At 43.8% G+C, this 23,131-nt stretch carries 15 protein-coding genes and 1 riboswitch; of the genes, 6 read left to right on the top strand and 9 right to left on the bottom strand.

Features of this window, described 5'->3' with window-relative positions; translation table 11 throughout:
- Positions 1–2 precede the first annotated feature (2 nt).
- The 7 genes from AACT19_RS05235 to AACT19_RS05205 form a co-directional block, all read right to left on the bottom strand.
- A complete protein-coding gene (locus AACT19_RS05235; protein WP_076645610.1) occupies positions 3–842 on the bottom strand; it encodes an ExeA family protein in 840 nt (279 codons plus the stop codon).
- A gap of 52 nt (positions 843–894) precedes the next feature.
- The gene (mshL, locus tag AACT19_RS05230) at positions 895–2,532 is read right to left on the bottom strand and encodes a pilus (MSHA type) biogenesis protein MshL (RefSeq protein WP_019350689.1); all 1,638 of its coding nucleotides are present in this window, start codon (positions 2,530–2,532) and stop codon (positions 895–897) included.
- A 15-nt stretch (positions 2,533–2,547) separates the two neighbouring features.
- On the bottom strand, positions 2,548–2,880 hold the full coding sequence (locus tag AACT19_RS05225; protein ID WP_004735948.1) for a hypothetical protein: 333 nt from the start codon (positions 2,878–2,880) through the stop codon (positions 2,548–2,550).
- On the bottom strand, positions 2,873–3,520 hold the full coding sequence (gene pilO, locus AACT19_RS05220; protein ID WP_004735949.1) for a type 4a pilus biogenesis protein PilO: 648 nt from the start codon (positions 3,518–3,520) through the stop codon (positions 2,873–2,875). The genes AACT19_RS05225 and pilO overlap by 8 nt, the downstream gene beginning before the upstream one ends.
- Positions 3,520–4,962 (bottom strand): MSHA biogenesis protein MshI, encoded by a 1,443-nt coding sequence (locus AACT19_RS05215; protein ID WP_076645608.1) that lies wholly within the window; start codon positions 4,960–4,962, stop codon positions 3,520–3,522. The genes pilO and AACT19_RS05215 overlap by 1 nt, the downstream gene beginning before the upstream one ends.
- A 2-nt stretch (positions 4,963–4,964) precedes the next feature.
- Positions 4,965–6,980, bottom strand: coding sequence for an RNase E specificity factor CsrD (gene csrD / locus AACT19_RS05210; RefSeq protein ID WP_076645606.1), 2,016 nt, complete (start codon positions 6,978–6,980; stop codon positions 4,965–4,967).
- Positions 6,981–7,141: 161 nt separating this feature from the next.
- Positions 7,142–7,708 (bottom strand): single-stranded DNA-binding protein, encoded by a 567-nt coding sequence (locus AACT19_RS05205; RefSeq protein ID WP_017078845.1) that lies wholly within the window; start codon positions 7,706–7,708, stop codon positions 7,142–7,144.
- Positions 7,709–7,986: 278 nt separating this feature from the next.
- Here AACT19_RS05205 and AACT19_RS05200 point away from each other — a divergent pair, with 278 nt between their 5' ends.
- From AACT19_RS05200 to AACT19_RS05185, 4 genes are all read left to right on the top strand, one after another.
- On the top strand, positions 7,987–8,634 hold the full coding sequence (locus tag AACT19_RS05200) for a LuxR C-terminal-related transcriptional regulator (RefSeq protein ID WP_017084684.1): 648 nt from the start codon (positions 7,987–7,989) through the stop codon (positions 8,632–8,634).
- Positions 8,635–8,791: 157 nt separating this feature from the next.
- Positions 8,792–9,664, top strand: coding sequence for a UTP--glucose-1-phosphate uridylyltransferase GalU (gene galU, locus AACT19_RS05195; protein ID WP_004735975.1), 873 nt, complete (start codon positions 8,792–8,794; stop codon positions 9,662–9,664).
- Between the two features lie 270 nt (positions 9,665–9,934).
- Complete coding sequence (gene uvrA, locus AACT19_RS05190) at positions 9,935–12,766, top strand: excinuclease ABC subunit UvrA (RefSeq protein ID WP_076645604.1); 2,832 nt, start codon at positions 9,935–9,937, stop codon at positions 12,764–12,766.
- Between the two features lie 96 nt (positions 12,767–12,862).
- Complete coding sequence (locus AACT19_RS05185; protein ID WP_076645602.1) at positions 12,863–14,626, top strand: PglL family O-oligosaccharyltransferase; 1,764 nt, start codon at positions 12,863–12,865, stop codon at positions 14,624–14,626.
- A gap of 104 nt (positions 14,627–14,730) precedes the next feature.
- On the opposite strand, the gene AACT19_RS05180 is transcribed toward AACT19_RS05185, so the two are convergent.
- Positions 14,731–15,870 (bottom strand): pyridoxal-phosphate-dependent aminotransferase family protein, encoded by a 1,140-nt coding sequence (locus tag AACT19_RS05180; protein ID WP_004735978.1) that lies wholly within the window; start codon positions 15,868–15,870, stop codon positions 14,731–14,733.
- Positions 15,871–16,046: 176 nt separating this feature from the next.
- Positions 16,047–16,224: riboswitch (Lysine riboswitch) on the top strand.
- Positions 16,225–16,333: 109 nt separating this feature from the next.
- Here AACT19_RS05180 and lysC point away from each other — a divergent pair.
- On the top strand, positions 16,334–17,701 hold the full coding sequence (gene lysC, locus AACT19_RS05175) for a lysine-sensitive aspartokinase 3 (protein WP_004735980.1): 1,368 nt from the start codon (positions 16,334–16,336) through the stop codon (positions 17,699–17,701).
- 108 nt (positions 17,702–17,809) lie between these two features.
- Here the strand turns inward: lysC and metH are convergent, their stop codons facing one another.
- Positions 17,810–21,487 carry a methionine synthase gene (gene metH / locus AACT19_RS05170; RefSeq protein ID WP_076645600.1) on the bottom strand — a complete coding sequence of 1,226 codons (3,678 nt, stop codon included), beginning with the start codon at positions 21,485–21,487 and terminating at the stop codon, positions 17,810–17,812.
- Between the two features lie 169 nt (positions 21,488–21,656).
- Between metH and AACT19_RS05165 the strand changes: the two genes are divergently transcribed.
- On the top strand, positions 21,657–22,937 hold the full coding sequence (locus AACT19_RS05165) for a cation:proton antiporter (protein ID WP_017078851.1): 1,281 nt from the start codon (positions 21,657–21,659) through the stop codon (positions 22,935–22,937).
- The last annotated feature ends 194 nt before the right edge of the window (positions 22,938–23,131 follow it).

Genomic DNA, 23,131 nt, shown 5'->3' with positions numbered 1-23,131 from the left:
AATTAATTCCAACCCCACAGTATTGGCGTTTTAAATTTAGGCTTACACACATCGTAAGTTTCATGCATGGCTGAAAACAGGTGCTGGTTGTCGATACTTTTCTTATCTTCACTGAACGAGAGCAAAAGAGCCTTATGGCATAGTTGATTTATCAATCTTGGAATACCTAACGATGAGCGACAAATCGCCTTTTTTTGATTCAAACTGAACAATTCAGGATTACCGCCAGATTTAGCGATCCGATTATCAATATACGCCACCGTTTCATCGAGAGTCAGCGGCCTCAGTGTTGAACTAAACGTGATTCTTTGACGAAACTGCCGAAGGTGATAAGCCTCTAGTCGAGCATCCAACTCAGGCTGCCCTAATAAAACAATTTGCAGCAGTTTTTTATCTTCAGTTTCAAGGTTACCGAACAACCTTAATGTTTCGAGAGCTTCATCCGATAGAGCTTGAGCCTCATCAAGAATCGCTACCACTCTTAAACCTGAATTGTGCAATTCAATAAGCTTGTGCTGAATGTTATCAACCAAGGTTGCTTCATTATCGACAGCTAAACCAAGCTCTGTAGCAACAGCCTGGCGCAAGTCTGCCCCTGATAGCACAGGATTTGGTAAGTAGATCAGAGCTGTACAGTTATGTAGGTGATTGACCAACATCCGACAAACCATGGTTTTTCCAGTACCAACCTCTCCGGTGACCTTAATCACGCCCTCGCCCATTTCTAACGCCGAGATCACCGTCTGAATCGCTTCGAAATGAGGCACTAAACCATAAAATAAATCGGTATTCGGCGTTAAGGTAAATGGCAGTTGTTCAAAACCAAAGTGAGCTTGATACATAAGTGACCTAGCTTAGTTAGATGCTGCCAATCTACATGGAGAAGATGAGTGGCTACTCTTCATCAGGGAACCATTCTTGTAAAAGGTCTCGAGAACGCTCCAACTCAGATTGCCAAGTATTAACGCCTACAATGGTCGGTTTCAATAAAATCACAAGCTCAGTTTTTTGCGTTAACTGATTGGTATTACGGAACAAGTGACCGAGTGCTGGGATATCACCAAGGAATGGGACTTTTGAGGTCACATCACTGGTATTTGATTTCATTAGCCCACCAATCACCACAACATCTCCATCTTTGGCACGAATCACTGAGTCAGATTCACGAATAGAGCTTTTCGCCAAAGGAAGTTGCACTATGCCAGTTGTTGAACCTAGGTTGAGCTCTTTCACTTCTTCCTCTACTTCAATAACGGCTGGGTGAACATGTAAGAACACGCTACCTTTATCGTCTATCTGAGGGGTCACATCTAAAGAGATACCAGAGAAGAACGGAGTTAATTCAACCTCAGGTGCGACATTCGCGTCATCACCACTACCGACCGAACTTGATAAATCTGTTACGTAGTATTCGTCGGTACCCACTTTAATAACCGCTTTCTGGTTATTTGCCGCCGTGACTCGCGGGCTCGATAGAACATTAAGGTCACCTTGAGTGTCCATAAAGCTCAAAACTGCTTCAAAGCTGCCATCTGAAATCGTTACGTTAGTTTGTCCGCCTAACAAAGAGCTGATTGCATCTAACGGCGGTAAAGTACTTGCCGGACGATCAATTACAACGCCACCGCTGCCAATCGACTTAGACAAATTCGACCAGCTAATTCCCTGTTGGTAACCATCACTCAAAGTGACTTCCATGATCTTGGCTTCTAAGATAACTTGACGTTGCAAACGCTTCTGAGAAATACCTAAGAACTCTCGAACCTCACGAATTTCGTCAGGGTAAGCACGAACCGTAATCACACTGGCTTGCGGGGTTACCACTACGCTTTGCCCATCACCAGAACCAATGAGGTGAGCAACTGCCGCTTCAAGCTGTGGCCAGAAATCACTTTCAGAAGTCGTTTCAATCTCTGTTCCACCATTCGATGTCGAATTCGATGAGTTAGAAGAGTTGGATGAATTTGACGAGTTTGAGTTTGAGCTTGAAGAGCTCGATGAATTCGAATCTGAGTTAGAGATCGTGCCTGTGGTGATGGTCGTCAATGAGCGACCTGAACGCTTCACTTGTAAGTAATCAACCGGGATCGTAACCGTGCGCAGACCTGCAGGGTAAATCTGAATAACTTTGCCACGTTTTTCTATATCGTAGCCATACATATCCTGAGCAACAGCCAACACTTCATCTAACGTCACGTCAGTTAAATTAAGAGTAAGGTTTCCAGACACTCCTGGGTGAATAGCCGCGCTGTATTCAGTGCCTTTTACCAAGCTAGCAAAAAAGGTTCTCGCTTCAACACCTTTAGCCTGAATACGAAAACGCTTAACGGTTTCCATACCCGGAGACATGGCATCAGAATTAAGCTGAGGCATCAGGTCATCTTGTACCGACGAAGGAAGATCACGAAGCGCTTTGCTATTCGCTTCATTAATCGATTCGTTTAAAGACTCTTTGATCTCAACGGGATCTCGATGCCCCATCGAACAGCCGACTAAAGATGACACTAGGATTGCTACTACAAGTTTACGCATGTCTTCACTCTAACCTTAATTATTCTTAACATCTAAAGAGAACATCTCTAATTTCCACTGCTTAGAGCTTCTCTGCAGAGTGACGTATTCTGGATCTATGTTCTTAACTCGGTACCCTCTGATCGTTTCTCCTTGACCGAGAATCTGACCATTCATAATGGCATAGCAAGGTGTATCGCCTTTGCACACAATACTTTCTAGAGAAGGTAAGCGATAACGAGTTGGCGCCTTTTTAGCTGACGTTGTTTTTTGTTGTGGCGTCAACCAACCTAATGGCGCTGTAGGATCCTGTTCGGCCCAAGCCATTTGGCTACTAAAAAGTAATGACAACAAAAGAGTTCTAACCACCGATAAACTCCTGTCTAGTACCTAGTGTGTAAACCTCAAACACCAGTCGAGCTTTAGGATATTCTTCGACCGAATACTGAAATGTGCGCCAGTAATAACTGACAGGAAGAGACTCAAGCGCTTGAAGATAAGCGGAAATATCAAAGTAACTGCCCGTTAATTCCATTCTTACAGGGTGAAGAAAGTAGCCTGAATATTCACTGGTCTCTTGATTATTCGAAATCGCTTCCGGTTTTAACGACTCTAGCGATTCGAGCTTAAGTCCATTTCCGGCATTAAGAACACTCTCCAATAGCTGAGACATTTGAGAAGGCGTGATCAGTCCATCGACAATCTGGGAAAGCTGAAGTGACAGATCTTGGCTCTCCACCAGCAGTTTTTTGTACTCTCGATTAATGTCTTTGTCTGGGTCTTTGTTTAACTTAGCTTGAAGAACGAGCAACTCACCTTGCTGTCTCTGGTTTGCCTGAGTTAGATTCATCGTCTTTGCATTTTTAGCCTGTAAATCGAGATACGCAGGCTCAACCAACAAGGTGAACAACAACATGGATAGGCCAACAAAACCACACACGAAAAGTAGCCATTTTTCTCTCTGACTTAATGCAAGAAACTTATCGCTGAGCTGGTTCCACTGCTGCATTATTTACTCTCCCTGCGAGTACTTAGCTCAAACGTCACCACATCCTGATCATTGCGACCAATTTTTAGTTTTTCAAAAGCACGTCCAACTAAATTAAGCTCACTTTTAAACTGACCAATCCAGTTAGGAACCACATTTGCGTTACGAGCAAAGCCACTAAGATCTAAAGTATCGTGAGTCATGTAGATATGCGAAAGAGAGATGTCATTTCGGCCTAATTTAGCTAAGGAATTCATGACGCCAGAATACCCGACTTGTTGTGAATCGTCGTATTGTCCGACCGCCTTCAAAGCCTCTTTTTTAGCCTGAGTCTCACGTTTGAGACGCGCAACTGCCGCCACTTTCTCTGGAGACGGTTTATGCTGAGTTAACTTACTATTCAATTGGTTAACTTGCTTGTTAAGCTGGTTCGAGTCATGTTGCAAAGCTGTTAGGGCTTTATCTAGATTAGAAGCTTGATACTGCATTACAAAGTAACCACCAAGTAGCAGTACACAAACGAGCCCCCAACTCGCAACAACATTGGTCAGCGTAAAATATTCTTTCTTAGGCTTGAGATGTTCAGGGTAAAGGTTGACATTAAAAGCCTCTTTTTCAGCCGCGAGCTTAACCAGCAAGCCCTCTGAATTATCACGCTCACCTTCAACGAGTAGAGAAACTGTCGAACTCAATGTGTTATTTAACGCGCCCTGTAACTCAGACTCATCTTCCTCATCACAGCAGATTTTCAACTGATGAAGTTGAGTACCTTTAATTTGAGAAGAAAGGTAATCAATCGAGCGTTGGAGTTCTAGAGCAAGACCATCTAACTGCAGAGCGCTTGATGCAACACCCGTTAAAGGTGGAACAACACTACGGATGGTTCTTTGAAAGCAAACAGTATTTTCAACAAACGCACCTAGCTTAAAGTGTGAATTGGCGCTGCGCTGCAAAAGGATGAAATTAGACAGTTCGCCAGCACTGTAACCCCAGATTTCATCTTCAGGAGCAACGCCTATTAATTCAACCTGAACCGAATTAGCAATATTCAAAAGCTTGTCTAACAGCTTTTTAGGCAGAACATACACTTGCAGCTTATTCGACGTCGGTAACGCGACTGCACTCGCGATAATTTCAGTCACTCTTTCAGAGACAAGATCTTTGAGTAAAAAAGGCAAGGCAACCGACCATTCACTCTCTGGAATGTCCGGTTTATCAATTTGGTAGGTTTGGTAGTAGTTAGCACAGACAATCAGCTGGAGGCTATTACTGGTAAACGCCTCACTGCTAAGCGATTTTTTTAGCGCACTCTCCCAGTCCCCATTAACCACGGGAGTGCTGGTTACTTGAGGTTCTTGTTCTGTCGATGAAATATAAATGGCATCGTTGCCTAACATGACAACTTGAGAGCTGCCTTTATTATTCGTTGGCTTTATCTTGTCTAAAATCGCTTTAAAATTCATTGTTAACTACTACTCTTACGCCATCGATTTCTTCGTCCAACTTTCACAACAGATTCCGCTTTCGCGACCTTTTCAGCTTGATTAGGCAAAGGGATAATTTGTTGTTCTTCGTCGAAATATCTCCCTTGATAGCCGTTAATGCCTAACTCTATCAAGGTGTTCTTTTCTTGTTTAGTCTCGACTCCAACGGCAATAACTTGAGTTGGAGAGTCACCGCATGCCCCAATTAAGCTTCGGACAAACAGTTGGTTCTCATGCCTTTGATCGATTTTCTTTATTAAGCTTCGATGAAGCTTAATATAATTGACCTTTAAGTCTTTTATATAGTGAGTGCTAACAATGGTTCGTCCAGCTTGGCCAACCACCACTTTACACCCTAAACCTCGCAGCATCTTTGCCACCGGTCTCATATAATCAAGATGGGCAATCAAGTGCCCTTCTGGAAACTCAAACGCAAGCTGAGAGCGGTGCTGAGCAGAGAGCTGTAACAACTCACTTCTAAACCACTTAAAATGCTGTTTATTCGCAAATGGAGTAACATTCAGATTCACCGAATAGTTGAGAGGCTGAGTTGACTCTTTCAGCGATTTCAGCAACACCTTTAGAACCGATAGGTCCATTTGAGCTTGATAACCCACTTGCTCTACCGCAGGCATAAATCGAGACGATTTCAATAAACCTTTATCAGGATCCTGAATTCTAGTGAATATTTCTCTATGTAATTCATTAGCTTGACCAGATTCCGGCATAAGATAACATCGCTGAGCAAAGATTACTAAATTTTCAGGAAGCAGCGCTTTATCCAATAATGTTCTCCAACGAACGCTGCCTCTATCCAACTCATTTGTATTCTGCTTAGGGTAACGGCTCCAGTTATTAATACGCTCCAGCTGAGCACTCTTTAATGCTGTTTCCGTTTCATCCATGATCTGACTGTGACGCTCACCTTCGGTATACATGGTTACGCCAATATGGCACCAATTATCAGAATCTAAAGGCTCTGGCGGGGTTAGTTTATCTAACTGCCTTAAACACTGAGCCGCCAAGGTAGCAATATCTTTAGCCCCTTGATGCGGAATAAATACGGCAAAATCAGCATCGTAATAACGAGAAAAAATGACATCAGGATAGCGTTGAACAATATTCGACAATACTTCGCCAACTTCGATAATAAAGCCGTCAGTGATTTGCTTGTCATTAACATCACGAACTTGCTCCCATTCGTCGATACGTATCAATAACACACCACCTCGAGCACCGCTTTCATGCAAAGCCGATTCAAGCTTGTTATCGAATAAGACTCGGTTTGCCGTGCCTGTGAGTTTGTCTAGGAAGGTATGGGTACGAATAAAGGTATCGAAGCGGCTTCTTTCTTGACGAGCATCTTGCAGCTCTTCGATCAAGACATCCAAGGCTTCACTTGCCGTGTATGGCCATTCAAGTTCATCTCCCTTTGCATGAGTCTCAACTTGCCCTGCGAGGATCATTCTTCCTCGCTCTTCCAAGATCTCAGAACCCATCAACTGTTCCTTCAACCAACGAACACCACGAGCCAGACAGAAAAGGATCAATGCAACCGCCAAAGTAATTGACCACATTGCTTCCATTGAGTAGCTATAACCAATATAGGGAGGCAATGCTTTAAACTCGATTCGATAACCTTCATTGCGCTCTAGAATGAAGCTTCTTTCATAAAGACGATTGGGATCAATTTGTGGGGAGGTATCTTTGAAGCGATAAACGATGCCAGTCTGGTTCGAGAGTTTCATCTCAACAATATTGCTCGCCTGCAACATCTTAGGCATCCAACGCTGCATCGAATACGCGGCGTCAGGATCTTCCATCTCTTTATCTACAACGTCGACAATACCAACCAAATAATGGTCTAAATATTCCTGTCCGATACGCTTAAAGGAAAGTGTGCCACCAATAAAAAGAATGAACATCGCACTGATCACTATCACAGTGACAAATGCGACCAATCGAGTACTCAATTTTAGTGTCGGGGTATATCTCATGAATAACGAAATCCTTTTCAACTCACATTATACCGTATTGCTACTTATACTATAAATTGACGTTGTAAATAAAGCGTTAAGAATTCTAGGTAACAAAAAGCCGCGATAAACGCGGCTTTTTCCAATTTAATACTGTCTTTATAATATATTAAAAACAGGGCTTAAAATGGGATGTCATCATCAAAATCCATTGGCGGCTCATTATATTGAGGTTGAGCCTGCTGAGGAGCTTGTTGAGGTGCTTTCGGCTGCTGTTGAGCTGGAGCACTGTATTGTTGTTGTGCTTGTTGCTGCTGTTGTGGCTGCTGTGGCTGACCCCAACTACCTTGCTGTTGGTTGTTACCCATACCACCTTGAGCAGGAGCACCGCCTTGAGCACGACCGCCAAGCATTTGCATTACACCGTTGAAGCCTTGAACAACGACTTCTGTTGTGTAGCGATCTTGACCGCTTTGATCTTGCCATTTACGCGTTTGAAGTTGACCTTCAATGTAAACTTGAGAACCTTTACGTAGGTACTCACCAGCAACTTCCGCCAGCTTGCCAAACAGAGCAACACGGTGCCATTCTGTTTTTTCACGCTGCTCGCCAGTTGCTTTATCACGCCATGACTCTGACGTTGCAATGGTAATGTTCGCTACTGCACCGCCATTGGGCATGTAACGAATTTCAGGGTCATTACCTAGGTTACCCACTAATATAACTTTGTTAACTCCACGGCTAGCCATGATTTGCTCCGTCTAAATTCATAGTCTCAGAAAATTTTAGCGCACAAGAATAGCATGCTTTTCTGCAGTGATAAATCGCATTCCTATTCTCGCCTCACTACAAAGAATAAAAACGTAACAAATCATGATATTCAGAGCGATGTTGCTTTTTTCTCCACTTACAAACCACTCATTTACTTTGATAATTGATATTCAACGCAAGTCACCATTAAGGCGCTAGAGAAGCGAAAGCATGCATGACAACGTGAAATCTCATCCCAGTTCAACAAGGAATTTCAATGAGAAAATCTCGATACGCTCGCACTTTGCATTTTCTGTGCATCGACCCAAACGACACCTATCTACATGTAAAAGAGATAGAAAAGCACTTATCTATTATTCTCTACAAAATGACACCGGACGATTTGATGTTATTTGATCGAAAGCAGAGCAACCGAATTTTACTGGTTGATTACAAAGAGGTGCCTCGATTAATCAACCTTCATCCAAATCTACCTGTGATGTGGAAAAATCATGAGATCATTCTATTCAACGTCCCCAAAGCTCTTCCCACATCGGAGTTGATTACGTTTGGCGTATTAAAAGGTCTCTTTTACAACTCTGAAGAGAAAGCCAAAATAGCGAAGGGGCTTGAAGAGGTCATTAATGGAGACAACTGGCTACCTAGAAAAGTGGCAAGCCAATTACTCTTCTACTATCGAAATATCGTGAGCACCAATACCACCCCTACTAATGTCGACTTAACCATTAGAGAGCTGCAAGTGATTCGCTGCCTTCAATCAGGCTCATCAAACACGCAAATAGCCGATGACTTGTTTATTAGCGAATTCACCGTCAAATCTCATCTTTATCAAATATTTCGCAAGTTAGCCGTTAAGAATAGAGTCCAAGCTATTGCATGGGCAAACCAGAACTTGCTTGCATAATTGATCAGCCTCTTAAACTGACGATAATTTTGAGGAAAACTCTAGTGAACCATACGGATTGTTGCTGAATTTTCGACATAACTTATGCTAGAGTTGCCCTCAGAAATATCAACCACTCAGGTTGAATCCATAATTATTATAGATAAAGGGTCTTATCATGATCAAAAAGTGCCTTTTCCCGGCAGCTGGCTACGGTACTCGCTTCTTACCAGCAACTAAGTCAATGCCGAAAGAAATGATGCCTGTCGTCAACAAACCTCTGATTGAATACGGCGTTGAAGAAGCAATTGAAGCCGGTATGGATGGTATGTGCATTGTTACTGGCCGTGGTAAGCATTCATTGATGGACCACTTTGATAAGAACTACGAGCTTGAGCACCAGATCAGTGGCACCAATAAAGAAGATTTGCTGATCAATATCCGTGAGACGATTGAAGCAGCAAACTTCACGTACATTCGTCAACGTGAAATGAAAGGTCTTGGCCACGCTATCTTGACGGGTCGCGAACTTGTGGGTGATGAACCTTTTGCAGTAGTGCTTGCTGATGACCTTTGCGTTAACGAACAGCAAGGTGTACTGGCTCAAATGGTTGCACTATACAAACAGTTCCGTTGCTCAATCGTTGCTGTACAGGAAGTACCTGAAAACGAAACACACAAATACGGTGTTATCTCTGGCGAAATGATTAAAGATGATCTTTTCCGTGTTGATGACATGGTAGAAAAGCCAGAACCAGGCACTGCGCCAAGCAACCTAGCAATCATTGGCCGTTACATTCTGACTCCAGATATCTTTGAGCTTATCGAACAGACGGAACCAGGCAAAGGCGGCGAAATCCAAATCACTGATGCATTGCTAAAACAAGCAAAAGCAGGTTGTGTATTGGCTTACAAATTTAAAGGTCAACGTTTTGACTGCGGTAGTGTTGAAGGCTACATCGAAGCAACAAATTACTGCTTTGAAAACCTATACAAAAAAGACCAGCAACAAATCGAGCTAGGTAAGCACTCAACAACAAAAGAAGCTTAATCGCTAATTTTGGCTTACTCGCTGTTTAGCTATTGAGCAGTTTAGCTATTGATCGGCTTAACTATTGAGCTATTTAGCTATTTAGCTATTTAGCTATTTAGCTATTGAGTTAACAGCAATTAGCGGTTGGTTAACAGCACATTAAATGATTCCAAGGGTGACTCAAAAGAGTCGCCCTTTTTTGTTTACTGTTTTTTTATCCAGTAAAACTTTGCACAAATCTCACTCTATGTAATACTTTAGCCACTTAAAATTACATGGTCTATTGAGATGGATAAAATAGAAATTAGAGGCGCTCGTACGCATAACCTCAAAGACATTAACCTAACCATACCCCGTGATAAGCTGACGGTTATCACTGGTTTATCAGGTTCAGGAAAGTCGTCACTTGCGTTTGATACTCTCTATGCGGAAGGTCAACGTCGTTATGTTGAGTCTTTGTCGGCTTACGCCCGTCAATTTCTATCTCTTATGGAAAAACCCGATGTCGACCACATCGAAGGTTTATCTCCAGCCATCTCGATAGAACAAAAATCGACCTCTCATAACCCTCGCTCAACCGTCGGTACCATCACTGAAGTCTATGATTACCTAAGACTACTTTACGCGCGAGTCGGCGAGCCACGCTGCCCTGATCACAATATCCCCCTCGCGGCGCAAACCATCAGCCAAATGGTCGACAAGGTATTAGAACTGCCTGAAGGCTCAAAGATGATGCTGATGGCACCGATCGTCAAAGAACGTAAAGGTGAGCATGTAAAGACACTGGAAAACCTCGCTGCGCAAGGCTTTATCCGAGCTCGTATTGATGGCGAGACTTGTGATTTGTCCGATCCACCCACATTGGAACTGCACAAGAAGCACACCATTGAAGTTGTGGTAGACAGATTCAAGGTTCGTCCTGATCTTCAACAACGTTTAGCCGAATCGTTCGAGACCACATTAGAGCTATCTGGTGGTATCGCTGTTGTCGGTTGGATGGATGATAAAGAACAAGAAGAGATCGTGTTCTCAGCTAACTTTGCTTGTCCAAAGTGTGGCTACAGCATGCAAGATCTTGAGCCGCGCCTATTCTCATTCAACAATCCTGCAGGTGCATGTGGTACGTGTGATGGACTTGGTGTTCAACAATATTTTGATCCAAGTCGAGTGATTTTAGATGAGAACCTAAGCATTGCAGAAGGTGCAATAAAAGGCTGGGATCAGAAGAATTATTACTATTTTCAGATGCTAACGTCGCTATCAGACCATTATGGTTTTGATCTGTATGTGCCATTCAACTCTCTGCCTAAAAAGACTCAAGAGATCATTCTTAAAGGATCAGGGCGTACTGAAGTGGAATTCAAGTACATCAATGACCGAGGTGATATTCGAGTCAAACGTCATCCGTTTGAAGGCATCTTAAATACGCTAGAACGTCGCTACCGCGACACTGAATCTAGCGCGGTGCGTGAAGATCTTGCCAAGTACATATCAACGAAATCATGTTCTAGCTGTGATGGTACGCGCTTAAGATTAGAAGCTCGAAATGTCTTCATTGGCGATACCACACTGCCAGAAATCGTTCAGCTCAGCATTGCTGATGCACTAGAGTTTTTCCAAAACTTATCGCTCAGCGGTCAGCGTGGTCAGATCGCTGATAAAGTAATGAAAGAGATCAATGATCGTCTGCATTTCTTGGTGAACGTTGGTTTGAATTACCTGAACCTATCACGCAGTGCAGAAACGCTGTCTGGTGGTGAAGCGCAAAGGATTCGTCTAGCAAGTCAAATTGGTGCTGGTTTAGTGGGTGTTATGTATGTGCTCGATGAACCATCAATTGGCCTCCACCAGCGCGATAATGAACGTCTACTGCAAACTTTGGTTCACCTCAGAGATCTAGGAAATACAGTGCTTGTTGTTGAACATGATGAAGACGCAATCCGTTGTGCTGACCATGTTATCGATATCGGCCCAGGTGCGGGTGTGCATGGTGGACACGTGGTCGCAGAAGGCACCATGCAAGACATCATCGAAAACCCGAATTCTTTAACCGGGCAATACCTGAGCGGCGCCAAAGAAATTGAGATACCAAAACAAAGAACGCCTATCGACAAGAAAAAGGTCGTCGAGATCGTTGGCGCAACGGGGAACAACCTAAAGAATGTCACTGCGACGATCCCTGTAGGCTTGTTCAGCTGTATTACGGGGGTATCGGGGTCAGGTAAATCTACACTAATCAATGACACCTTCTTTAAAGTTGCCCACACTCAATTAAACGGTGCTACAACCGCAGTTCCGGCGCAGCACAAAAAGATAAAAGGCTTAGAGCATTTCGACAAAGTGATCGATATTGACCAAAGCCCTATCGGTCGCACACCAAGATCAAACCCTGCTACCTACACTGGTATTTTCACGCCAATTCGTGAGTTATTTGCCGGTACCCAAGAATCACGATCTCGTGGCTACAAGCCAGGTCGATTCAGTTTTAACGTTCGTGGTGGTCGCTGTGAAGCGTGTCAGGGAGACGGTGTCATCAAAGTAGAGATGCACTTCTTGCCAGATGTGTATGTGCCGTGTGATGTGTGTAAAGGCAAGCGTTATAACCGTGAAACTTTAGAAGTTCGCTACAAAGGAAAAACCATTGACGAAGTTCTAGAGATGACAGTGGAAGATGCTCGAGAATACTTCAACCCTGTTCCTGTTATCGCTCGTAAGCTGCAAACATTGATGGATGTTGGCCTTTCCTACATTCGCCTCGGACAAGCAGCGACGACCTTATCTGGTGGTGAAGCGCAACGCGTTAAATTAGCGCGTGAATTGTCTAAACGAGACACGGGAAAAACCTTATACATTCTTGATGAACCAACAACAGGTCTTCATTTCCACGATATTCAGCAGCTATTGACGGTATTACATAGGCTGCGTGATCACGGTAATACGGTAGTGGTGATTGAGCACAACCTAGATGTCGTCAAAACAGCAGACTGGATCTTAGACCTTGGTCCCGAAGGTGGTCAAGGTGGTGGTGAGATTGTTGCAGAAGGTACACCTGAAGATGTGGCGTTAGTCGAAGGTTCGCACACTGCTCGCTTCCTTAAGCCTATGTTAAATTTGAAGTAGGTGTAAAATAGCGCCCTGCGAGCAGACAGAAAAATGTTAAAGTAACAGAGCTTGTTTCAGAAGGAACAAGCTCTGTTTTTATAAGGTTAGGGATTTATGGCAACAATACACACTAGCGGTACCCAACTAGAAAATCAGGTAACTCAGCTACCACTCAATAAAGCATTTCTGGCTTCTTTAGCTGTTGTATTCTTGTTAGCCATGCATTTTTTCATGCCGAATCCTGGAGGCTCAGGCCTTGCGTTATCGTTTAACCCAACCACTTGGTTAGCTCTTAGCTTTACGTTAGCAATTGGCTTCTACCAACTCGCGACTAACCGAGTGATCAAATACTCCAAGTTAACCGTTGGCTTGCTGATCAGTTGCGTGATACTTACGCTACCCACGCTCTACAGTAACGCCTTTCCTCAAGCCGCATCTGGTCGACTACTGGGATTGTGGGCGGGCTTCGCTTTATTCGTCGTACTACAGCAATTTAAGTTCAGTAATAAACACAAACAACGCATGTTGTGGTTCATTGTGCTTGCTGTGGTTATACAAGCACTCTTTGGTTACGTGCAATATTTCTTACTGGAACCCGGTAATCTATTTGGTTACAACACTGCGGCTAATCGACCTTATGGGATATTCCAACAACCGAATGTAATGGCCAGCTTTTTAGCTACTGGTTTTGTGCTTTCAGCGTATCTTTTAGCGAGACAGCCCGCTAAATATAATCACAAAATTAGCGAGTCATTCTTACTATACCTAACCCCGACCTTAACCGTACCTTTGCTGATCATCATCGCATCACGTACCGGATGGTTGGCTGCCGTCATTGGGTTTGTCTGCATTCTGCCTTATCTATACAAATTCTCGACCAAGAAACGCTTCTATGGATGGTGTGCATCAGTGCTAATCGGTATCGTGGTCGCTTTTTCGGTAATCAGTCTCAGTACAACTGATAGCCTCGCAAGTAAAAGGGCTAACTTAGAAAGCCCACGAGCTTATACCTTTCCACAAGCGCTCGATATGATGATCGAAAAGCCATTTACAGGGTATGGCTACGGGAAGTTCGAATCCGAGTACACGCTATACACAGCTCGCCAGCATCAACTCAACCCAAATTATCATCCCGGCCTTCCTTCAATGGATCACCCACACAATGAGTTCCTGTTTTGGGGGGTTGAAGGTGGAATAGTACCAATCATCGGTATCTTGCTTGCTGCAGTGTTGGTGATGTCACGCATAACAAGCTCAGCGAAGGGAACACGTCTAGCACTACTCGCGCTATTTATACCGATACTCTTACATTCTCAGCTCGAGTACCCTTTTTACCACTCAGCGATTCACTGGATAACATTCATCATCTTGATTTACTGGGTCGATCAACGAGCTTCTCGTCACTATCAACAGCCGTTTAGTATCGTTAGTAAAACCCTGTTTAGAGTGTCTAGCTTGGTGGTTCCGATCTTGGTGAGTTTCTATATGTTGAGCGCGCTGCATACCAATTATGTCCTGACTCAATTTGAACTTTCTAAACCCAAAAACCCGGATATTCTTAAGCAGGTAACGAACCCTGTAGTCTGGAAAGATCGCTATGATTGGGACGTATACAGCACCTATCTAAATATCGGCCTCTACAAAGCTGATCCTAGCTTGATCCAACCTTATATAGATTGGTCGTTAGAGATCATAAAACGTAAGCCAAGGCCTGCTTTCTACAGCAACCTGATTCTAGCGTATCAAGGATTAGGCGATCACAGTAAAGCCGAACAAATTCGTAGTGAAGCGAGCTTCTTGTTCCCAAATAGAGACTTTTCCAAGGTTCAATATAATAAAATATCGGAAGCTGAAAACAACATTTATTCTGCTAAATGACGCCACGGAATCTAGAGTTAATTCACCATATTGACGTTTAGTCTAGACACAAAAAAGCGCACGATCTTTCGTGCGCTTTTCTTTTGAACTTGAGTTTATTACCGCTATTTTAAAACGTCTTGCAACGCTTTTAAGCACAAAGCGACATTCTCTTTTCGAGCACCATAACCCATTAAACCAATACGCCAAGCCTTGCCAGCCAAAGAACCAAGTCCTGCGCCAATTTCAAGGTTATATTCTTCTAGAAGTTGTGTTCTGATTTTGGCTTCATCGATTCCTTCAGGGAAATAAAGCGCATTGAGCTGCGGAAGACGACTCTCTTCATCAACCACAAACTTTAATCCTAGTGCTTCTACGCCTTCTTTAAGCTCTTGGTGCATCGCATGGTGACGTGACCACGCATTATCCAGGCCTTCATTTTTCAATAAAACCAACGACTCATGCAGAGCATACAGGCTGTTCACGGGTGCCGTATGGTGGTAGCTACGCTTGCCTTCTCCACTCCAGTAACCCAGTACTAAGCTTTGATCTAGAAACCAGCTTTGTACTGGAGTTTGACGTGCCTTCATCTTCTCAACCGCACGTTGAGAGAAAGTCACTGGAGACAGGCCAGGAACGCAAGATAGACACTTTTGACTACCTGAATACACCGCATCGAGTTGCCATTCATCAACCAACAATGGCACACCACCTAATGATGTCACTGCATCCACAATCGACAATGCATCAAACTGACGAGCGACTGCTGAAATCGCTTGAGCATCCGATAACGCTCCAGTAGACGTCTCTGCATGCACAAATGCGACAGCAACTGCATCAGGGTTTTCTGCCAATGCCTTTTCGACCTTTTCAACGGAAACGGGCTTGCCCCACTCATCATCTACAAGGATCGCTTCACCACCACAGCGCACAACATTCTCTCGCATACGTTCACCAAAAACGCCATTGCGACAAACAATTACCTTCTCACCGGGCTCAATCAAGTTAACAAAACAGGTTTCCATACCTGCGCTGCCCGGCGCAGAAACAGCAATCGTAAACTCATTTTCAGTTTGGAATGCATACTTAAGAAGTTGTTTCAGTTCATCCATCATCGCGATAAATAACGGGTCGAGGTGACCAATAGTTGGACGGCTCAAGGCCTGTAAAACTTGAGGAGAAATGTCTGAAGGCCCCGGCCCCATTAACGTTCGGTGTGGCGGATAAAAGCTCTCGATAGCAGTAGTGAGTGTTAAATTAGACATGTACATCCCTTACGTTAATGTTGTGAACAATCCACCCTAAAGCAAATCGATACCGTCATCAATTAGCTAAAAGTATTGAGGTCACACCAGTGTCACATAATTGTTAAAATTATTTTTTAAATATCTCCAGTTACGGATTGACATTGTTACCGCAAACACGTTCAATGAAATAGCTATCTAGCAGAAGAGGAGCACTGCCCAGGCAGATGTTTTGTGGAACCGCATTTCCAATACAAAGCATCAAGGGGGAGCAGTGCCGAGATAATAAAAGGATGCAGGACCTTTATTATCGGTTGAGCGGGCTGAATCCCGGCAACTGTCGCCATTTCTATATGGTGAAGAGCTTCTGAGGTTACTATTCTAATAATTCCTCTCTTTTTGCTCTAAATACTCTCTTCGAAAAACATCGGACGTTGGATTACCCAACCGTAATTTTATTTTAGGAAGTCGTGGGAGATATATCGTGAGTGCATCTAATGTAGCTGGTTCTTTTAATGTCGCTAAGTTTGGTGGAACAAGTGTTGCCAACTTTGAAGCAATGAGCCGTTGTGCTGCCATTATTGAAAATAACTCGAATACTAAACTGGTTGTGAGCAGCGCGTGCTCAGGCGTCACCAACTTGCTGGTTGAACTAGCGAATGGTGTCCAAGACAAAACTCGTCGTCAGGAATTATTGACGCAATTGACTGACATTCATAACGCGATTCTTGATCAGCTAGCTGACCCAATTAGCATTGAAAAAGATGTGCACTGTATTCTCGATGACATTGCGAGTGCAGCCGAAGCGGCATCATTCCAAGCCAGTACTAAACTCACCGATCACCTAGTGGCATGTGGCGAACTGATGTCGACACATATCCTCGCTCAAATCATTCGCGAGCGTGGCACACCCGCTGTCCGTTTTGATATCAGAGAAGTGATGCGCACCAATGGTGACTTCGGCAAAGCAGAACCACAGTTAAAAGATATTGCAGCCTTAGCGCAACAGAAATTGATTCCACTATGCCAGCAGCAAGTTGTCGTTACCCAAGGCTTTATCGGCGCCGATAGCGAAGGTAACACCACAACGTTAGGTCGTGGTGGTAGTGATTACTCAGCAGCACTGATTGCAGAATCTGTACAAGCGATTGGTTTAGAAATCTGGACTGATGTTCCGGGCATCTACACCACGGATCCACGTATCGCATCGAAAGCATCTCCTATCCCAGAGATCAGCTTCAGCGAAGCATCGGAAATGGCAAACTTTGGCGCGAAGATCTTACACCCATCGACTCTAGTCCCGGCACTACGCCATCAAATTCCGGTATTTGTCGGCTCATCAAAAGCACCAGAGCTCGGTGGCACATGGATTCGTCAACAAGTTGAAAGCTCCCCTCTGTTTAGAGCGCTTGCCCTACGCTGCAACCAAACCATGGTTACGCTACGCAGCGCCAATATGTTCCATGCTTATGGCTTCCTCGCAAAAGTGTTCGAGATCCTCGCTAAGCATAAGATCTCTGTCGATCTTATCACTACCTCAGAGATCAGTGTCTCACTCACTCTCGATCAAACAGATACATCGGGTGGTGCTCCTCAGCTACCAGAAGCCGCTCGAATTGAGCTTGAAGAGCTGTGTTCTGTGGATATTGAACACGACCTATGCCTTGTTGCTCTTATTGGCAACAACATGAGTGAAAGCAAAGGCTATGCGAAGCAAGTATTCGGCACGCTTGAAGACTTCAACCTACGTATGATTTGTTACGGAGCGAGCCCACATAACCTGTGCTTCTTGCTTGATGAATCTGTCTCCAAGTTAGCGATTCAAAAGCTGCATCAAGAGCTGTTTGAATAAAACGACGGTTGCTCGATTAGTTTAAAATCACCAAACGACAGATACAAAAAGGGTTGCTCTTAAGCAACCCTTTTATTTTTACGAATCAAAACCCGTTATAGATTCAAACTAGTTAATGTTTGGACCTAACCACTTCTCAGCTTCCAACATATCCCAACCTTTACGATCAGCATAGCTATCCACTTGATCCTGTTGAATCTGTGCAATAGCAAAGTATCGGGCATCAGGATGAGAGAAGTACATACCAGACACAGAAGCACCTGGCCACATTGCGTAACTCGTGGTTAGCGACATGTCGATTGCTTTTTCAACGTCCATCAACTCCCACAACGTGCCTTTCTCTGTATGCTCTGGGCAAGCAGGGTAACCCGGGGCTGGACGAATACCTTGGTACTTCTCTCGAATCAAATCGTCGTTAGACAAATTCTCATCAGGTGAGTAGCCCCAAATGTCCTTTCTCACTTCTTTATGCAAGTATTCAGCGAACGCTTCAGCCAATCGGTCTGCAACCGCCTGAATCATAATCGCGTTGTAGTCATCACCATTGGCTTTGTATTCATCAGCCAGCTCTCGCTCACCAATACCACCCGTTACTGCAAAACCACCAATCCAATCCGCTTTACCGCTGTCTTTTGGCGCAATGTAATCTGACAAACAGTAGTTAAATCCTTTGGGCTTTTCGGTTTGCTGACGAAGGTTGTGCAGAACCTTTAATACTTCAGTACGCGATTCATCGGTATACACTTCAATATCATCGCCAACACTGTTCGCTGGGAACATAGCGCACATACCACGAGCTTCAAGCAACTTCTCTCTTTGTACTCGATCTAATAAATCATTGGCGTCTTTAAATAAGCGCTTCGCCTCTTCGCCTACTTCTTCATGATCAAAAATTGCCGGGTACTTACCAACCAAAGACCACGTCATAAAGAACGGAGTCCAGTCGATGTACTGACGTAAAGTAGCCACATCAAAGTCCTTGAAGATGTGTACTCCCGGTTTAGCGGGTGCAGGGGGAGTATACGCATTCCAATCGATAGCAACTTTATTGGCACGCGCTCTCTCTAGCGAGACTGGCTTAGTGCGCGGCTTTTTGCGGTTGTGTTGATCGCGAACGCGATCGTAATCAATATCCAACTTCTCAACAAATGCAGGCTTCAGTTCGTTAGATAGTAGAGAAGTACACACACCAACAGCACGTGAGGCATTGTTTACGTAGACCACAGGTTCAGAGTAGTTCTGTTCAATCTTAACGGCTGTATGCGCTTTAGATGTGGTTGCTCCGCCAATCAGAAGAGGCAGTTTAAAGCCTTGTCTCTCCATCTCTTTAGCCACATGAACCATCTCATCCAATGAAGGAGTGATCAAACCCGAAAGACCAATGATATCGACGTTCTCTTCTTTAGCGACCTTAAGGATTTTTTCACATGAAACCATCACGCCCAGATCGATAATTTCATAGTTATTACACTGCAAGACAACGCCCACAATGTTTTTACCAATATCGTGAACATCGCCTTTTACGGTCGCCAGTAAGATTTTTCCGTTAGTCGCACCTACGTCTTTGGTTGCATTAATAAATGGTTCTAGATGGGCTACCGCTTGCTTCATAACACGGGCAGATTTCACCACTTGAGGAAGGAACATCTTACCTTCACCAAAGAGGTCACCAACTACGTTCATGCCATCCATTAATGGACCTTCAATTACCTCGATAGGACGAGAAGCATTAACACGAGCTTCTTCGGTATCTTCAACAATAAAGTCGGTAATACCTTTCACTAAAGAGTGTTCTAAGCGCTTTTCTACTGGCCAAGTACGCCACTCTAAAGCCGATTTATCTTCAACTTTCCCCACTGCACGCTCTAGATACTCAGTCGCAATATCGAGCAAGCGCTCTGTTGAATCGTCTCGACGGTTTAGAACCACATCTTCAACGGCTTCACGCAAATCCTCAGGCACATTGTCGTAAATCTCAAGTTGCCCCGCATTTACAATGCCCATATCCATACCATTTTTAAAACAGTGATATAGGAATACCGCGTGGATTGCCTCACGAACGTAGTTATTACCGCGGAAAGAGAATGAAACATTCGACACACCACCCGAGATCATCGCATGCGGAAGATCGCGTTTGATATCCCCTACTGCTTCAATGAAGTCGACCGCATAGTTGTTATGCTCATCAATACCAGTAGCCACTGCGAAAATGTTCGGGTCAAAAATAATATCTTCTGGCGGGAAACCGACTTCATCAACAAGAATGTTGTAGGCATTGGTACAAATCTCAACTTTACGCTCTCGGGTATCAGCCTGCCCTAGTTCATCGAACGCCATCACAATGACTGCTGCGCCATAACGACGAACCAGTTTCGCTTGTTCGACAAACTTTTCTTTCCCTTCCTTCAATGAGATAGAGTTAACGATGCCTTTACCCTGAATACATTTCAGGCCCGCTTCGATAACTTCCCATTTTGAAGAATCGACCATAACTGGTACTTTCGAGATCTCTGGCTCAGACGCACATAGATTAAGGAATTTAACCATACACGCTTCAGCGTCTAGCATCCCTTCATCCATGTTGATATCGATGATCTGAGCGCCGTTCTCAACTTGCTCTCGAGCAACACTCAAGGCTTCGTCGTAAAGCTCTTCTTTAATCAATCGCTTAAATCGAGCAGAGCCGGTAACGTTAGTACGCTCACCGACGTTTACAAACAATGATTCTTTAGCAATCGTTAATGGTTCTAAGCCAGATAAACGGCAAGACACAGGCAAATCAGGTAATTGACGTGGAGTTACGCCTTCAACGGCCTCAGCCATGTGACGTATATGTTCTGGCGTTGTACCACAACAACCACCAATTAGGTTCAAGAAGCCACTCTCAGCCCATTCCTTAACGTGTTCAGCCATATCTTCAGGAGAAAGGTCATACTCACCGAATGCATTAGGTAAACCCGCGTTAGGGTGAGCAGAAACGTTACATTCTGAGATACGAGACATCTCACCAACGTACTCTCGCAGTTCGTCAGGGCCTAATGCACAGTTCAATCCAAATGAGATAGGTTTAACATGACGAAGGGCGTTGTAGAAGGCTTCTGTTGTTTGCCCTGAAAGCGTACGACCTGATGCGTCAGTAATGGTACCGGAGATCATCACAGGAAGCGTGATGCCTACCTCTTCAAAAACAGATTCAACCGCAAAAGAACATGCTTTTGCATTTAACGTGTCGAAGATAGTCTCGATAAGAATAAGATCTGAGCCGCCTTTGATAAGTGCTCGCGTCGATTCTGAGTACGCTTCAACAAGCTCATCAAAGCTAACATTACGATAGCCCGGATCATTAACGTCTGGGGAGATAGAACAAGTTCGGTTAGTTGGACCTAACACACCCGCTACGAAACGAGGTTTGTCTGGGGTCTTTGCCGTCCATTCGTCTGCCGCTTCACGAGCTAATTTTGCAGCTGTAAAGTTAATTTCTTCGCTAAGACTTTCCATATCGTAGTCGGCCATAGCGATGGTTGTAGAGTTAAAGGTATTGGTCTCGAGGATATCAGCACCGGCTTCCAAATATTCCATATGGATATCTTTGATAAGCTTAGGTTGTGTAAGTACCAAAAGGTCGTTGTTACCTTTTAAATCACTATGCCAATCAGCAAAGCGCTCACCACGATAGTCTTGCTCTTCCAATTTATAATCCTGAATCATGGTACCCATGCCACCATCAATCAGTAAAATTCGTTGCTTCAACAGAGCGTCAATCTTTTGCCTTACATTACTTCCCACGGTACAACCTCATTCCTTTAATTATCTCTCCATCCTACCACACATTAAAAAGGAGTCTAGACGTCTAAAAGATGAAATTGATTACCAAGTCATGACAAAAAAATGTTTGCTATTTGAGCATGAGACAACGAAAATTCATATTCATACTTTGTTACATGTTGGGATCCCAATGTCGGTCTATTACACCTTATGCTTCTTGTCCGCAGCTGCCATGCTTATTGCTTTCGTGAATACCAAAATTGGTAAAATGCAGACAACCATCGCCATTACAGCTGGCTCAATGATGTTATCTCTATTAATTATCATTGCGGGACAAAACAATTGGTTCCAATTGGCTGACATCGCCTCAGAAACCGTTGCCAGTATCAACTTTGAAGATTTCCTCCTGAAAGGAATACTGGGATTCTTACTCTTTGCAGGTGGTTTGGGGATTAAATTACCTAATCTAAAAGATCAGAAATGGGAAATAACGGTACTCGCTCTTGGCGCTACACTATTTTCGACATTCTTTATTGGCTTTGTACTGTATGGATTCTGTCAGTTTATCGGTATTCAATTTGACCTAATTTATTGCTTACTTTTTGGCTCTCTAATATCTCCAACCGATCCAATCGCTGTATTAGCAATAGTGAAAAAGCTCGATGCTCCCAGACGAATCTCTACTCAAATCGAGGGAGAATCTCTATTCAACGATGGTTTTGGCCTAGTGATCTTCGTTACCCTATTTACCATTGCGTTCGGTACAGAAGCACCGACTGTAGGTAGCGTGACCATGTTATTCGTCCAAGAGGCTATCGGTGGTATCGTCTATGGCTTTGTTCTAGGTTTAATATTCCATTACCTAATCAGCAACACCGATGACCACTCGATGGAGTTGCTATTAACCATAGGTATTCCTACAGCTGGTTATGCCTTTGCTGAAGTCCTACATGTATCAGGACCGTTAGCAATGGTGGTATCAGGTATCATGATTGGTAACTGGACGCGCTTTATTGGGTTCTCGAAAGAGAGTGAGGATCACCTAGACCACTTCTGGGAATTGATAGATGAATTCTTAAATGGCGTATTGTTCTTATTGATCGGTATGTCGATGTTGCTATTCAAATTCCACCAAGAAGACTGGATCTTAATGGCGTTCGCAGTACCTCTAGTGCTAAGCGCACGCTACCTAAGTGTTTTCTTGTCTTATATCGGATTCAAACGCTTTAGAACTTACAACCCTTGGTCAATCAAGATCTTAACTTGGGGTGGTTTGCGTGGTGGACTAGCTCTAGCCATGGCACTTTCAATCCCTTCAGGTATCTGGGTGATTGAAGACAAGGCAATAGATGTTAAAGAGATTATCCTTGTCATGACATACGCTGTTGTTGTGTTCTCAATCTTAGTCCAAGGTTCAACAATTACTCCGATGATAGAGAAAGCGAAACAAGCTGAGAAAGAGTTAGATTAACGCCGAAAAATATAAAACTAGGCTGCCTAATTTAGGTGGCCTTTTTTATACCTGATGAAAGTCAGATTCACCGATTTCCTCACTGAAAATCTAGCTGAAAGGTATACATAAACAATAGAACTTACCACGGCGTTTACTGCACTGTTATTGAAGCAACCAAAAGCCTTTATGTTGGGTAATACCAATTCCATTAA

Source organism: Vibrio sp. 10N.222.47.A9 (assembly GCF_963872585.1).
GTDB classification, from domain to species: Bacteria; Pseudomonadota; Gammaproteobacteria; order Enterobacterales; family Vibrionaceae; genus Vibrio; species Vibrio splendidus.
This window is presented reverse-complemented; position numbering and strand designations above follow the sequence as displayed.

Coding starts and splice junctions, on each gene's coding strand:
- AACT19_RS05235 (WP_076645610.1), bottom strand. CDS start 842: ATGTATCAAGCTCACTTTGGTTTTGAACAACTGCCATTTACCTTAACG.
- mshL (WP_019350689.1), bottom strand. CDS start 2,532: ATGCGTAAACTTGTAGTAGCAATCCTAGTGTCATCTTTAGTCGGCTGT.
- pilO (WP_004735949.1), bottom strand. CDS start 3,520: ATGCAGCAGTGGAACCAGCTCAGCGATAAGTTTCTTGCATTAAGTCAG.
- AACT19_RS05215 (WP_076645608.1), bottom strand. CDS start 4,962: ATGAATTTTAAAGCGATTTTAGACAAGATAAAGCCAACGAATAATAAA.
- csrD (WP_076645606.1), bottom strand. CDS start 6,980: ATGAGATATACCCCGACACTAAAATTGAGTACTCGATTGGTCGCATTT.
- AACT19_RS05205 (WP_017078845.1), bottom strand. CDS start 7,708: ATGGCTAGCCGTGGAGTTAACAAAGTTATATTAGTGGGTAACCTAGGT.
- AACT19_RS05200 (WP_017084684.1), top strand. CDS start 7,987: ATGAGAAAATCTCGATACGCTCGCACTTTGCATTTTCTGTGCATCGAC.
- galU (WP_004735975.1), top strand. CDS start 8,792: ATGATCAAAAAGTGCCTTTTCCCGGCAGCTGGCTACGGTACTCGCTTC.
- uvrA (WP_076645604.1), top strand. CDS start 9,935: ATGGATAAAATAGAAATTAGAGGCGCTCGTACGCATAACCTCAAAGAC.
- AACT19_RS05185 (WP_076645602.1), top strand. CDS start 12,863: ATGGCAACAATACACACTAGCGGTACCCAACTAGAAAATCAGGTAACT.
- AACT19_RS05180 (WP_004735978.1), bottom strand. CDS start 15,870: ATGTCTAATTTAACACTCACTACTGCTATCGAGAGCTTTTATCCGCCA.
- AACT19_RS05165 (WP_017078851.1), top strand. CDS start 21,657: ATGTCGGTCTATTACACCTTATGCTTCTTGTCCGCAGCTGCCATGCTT.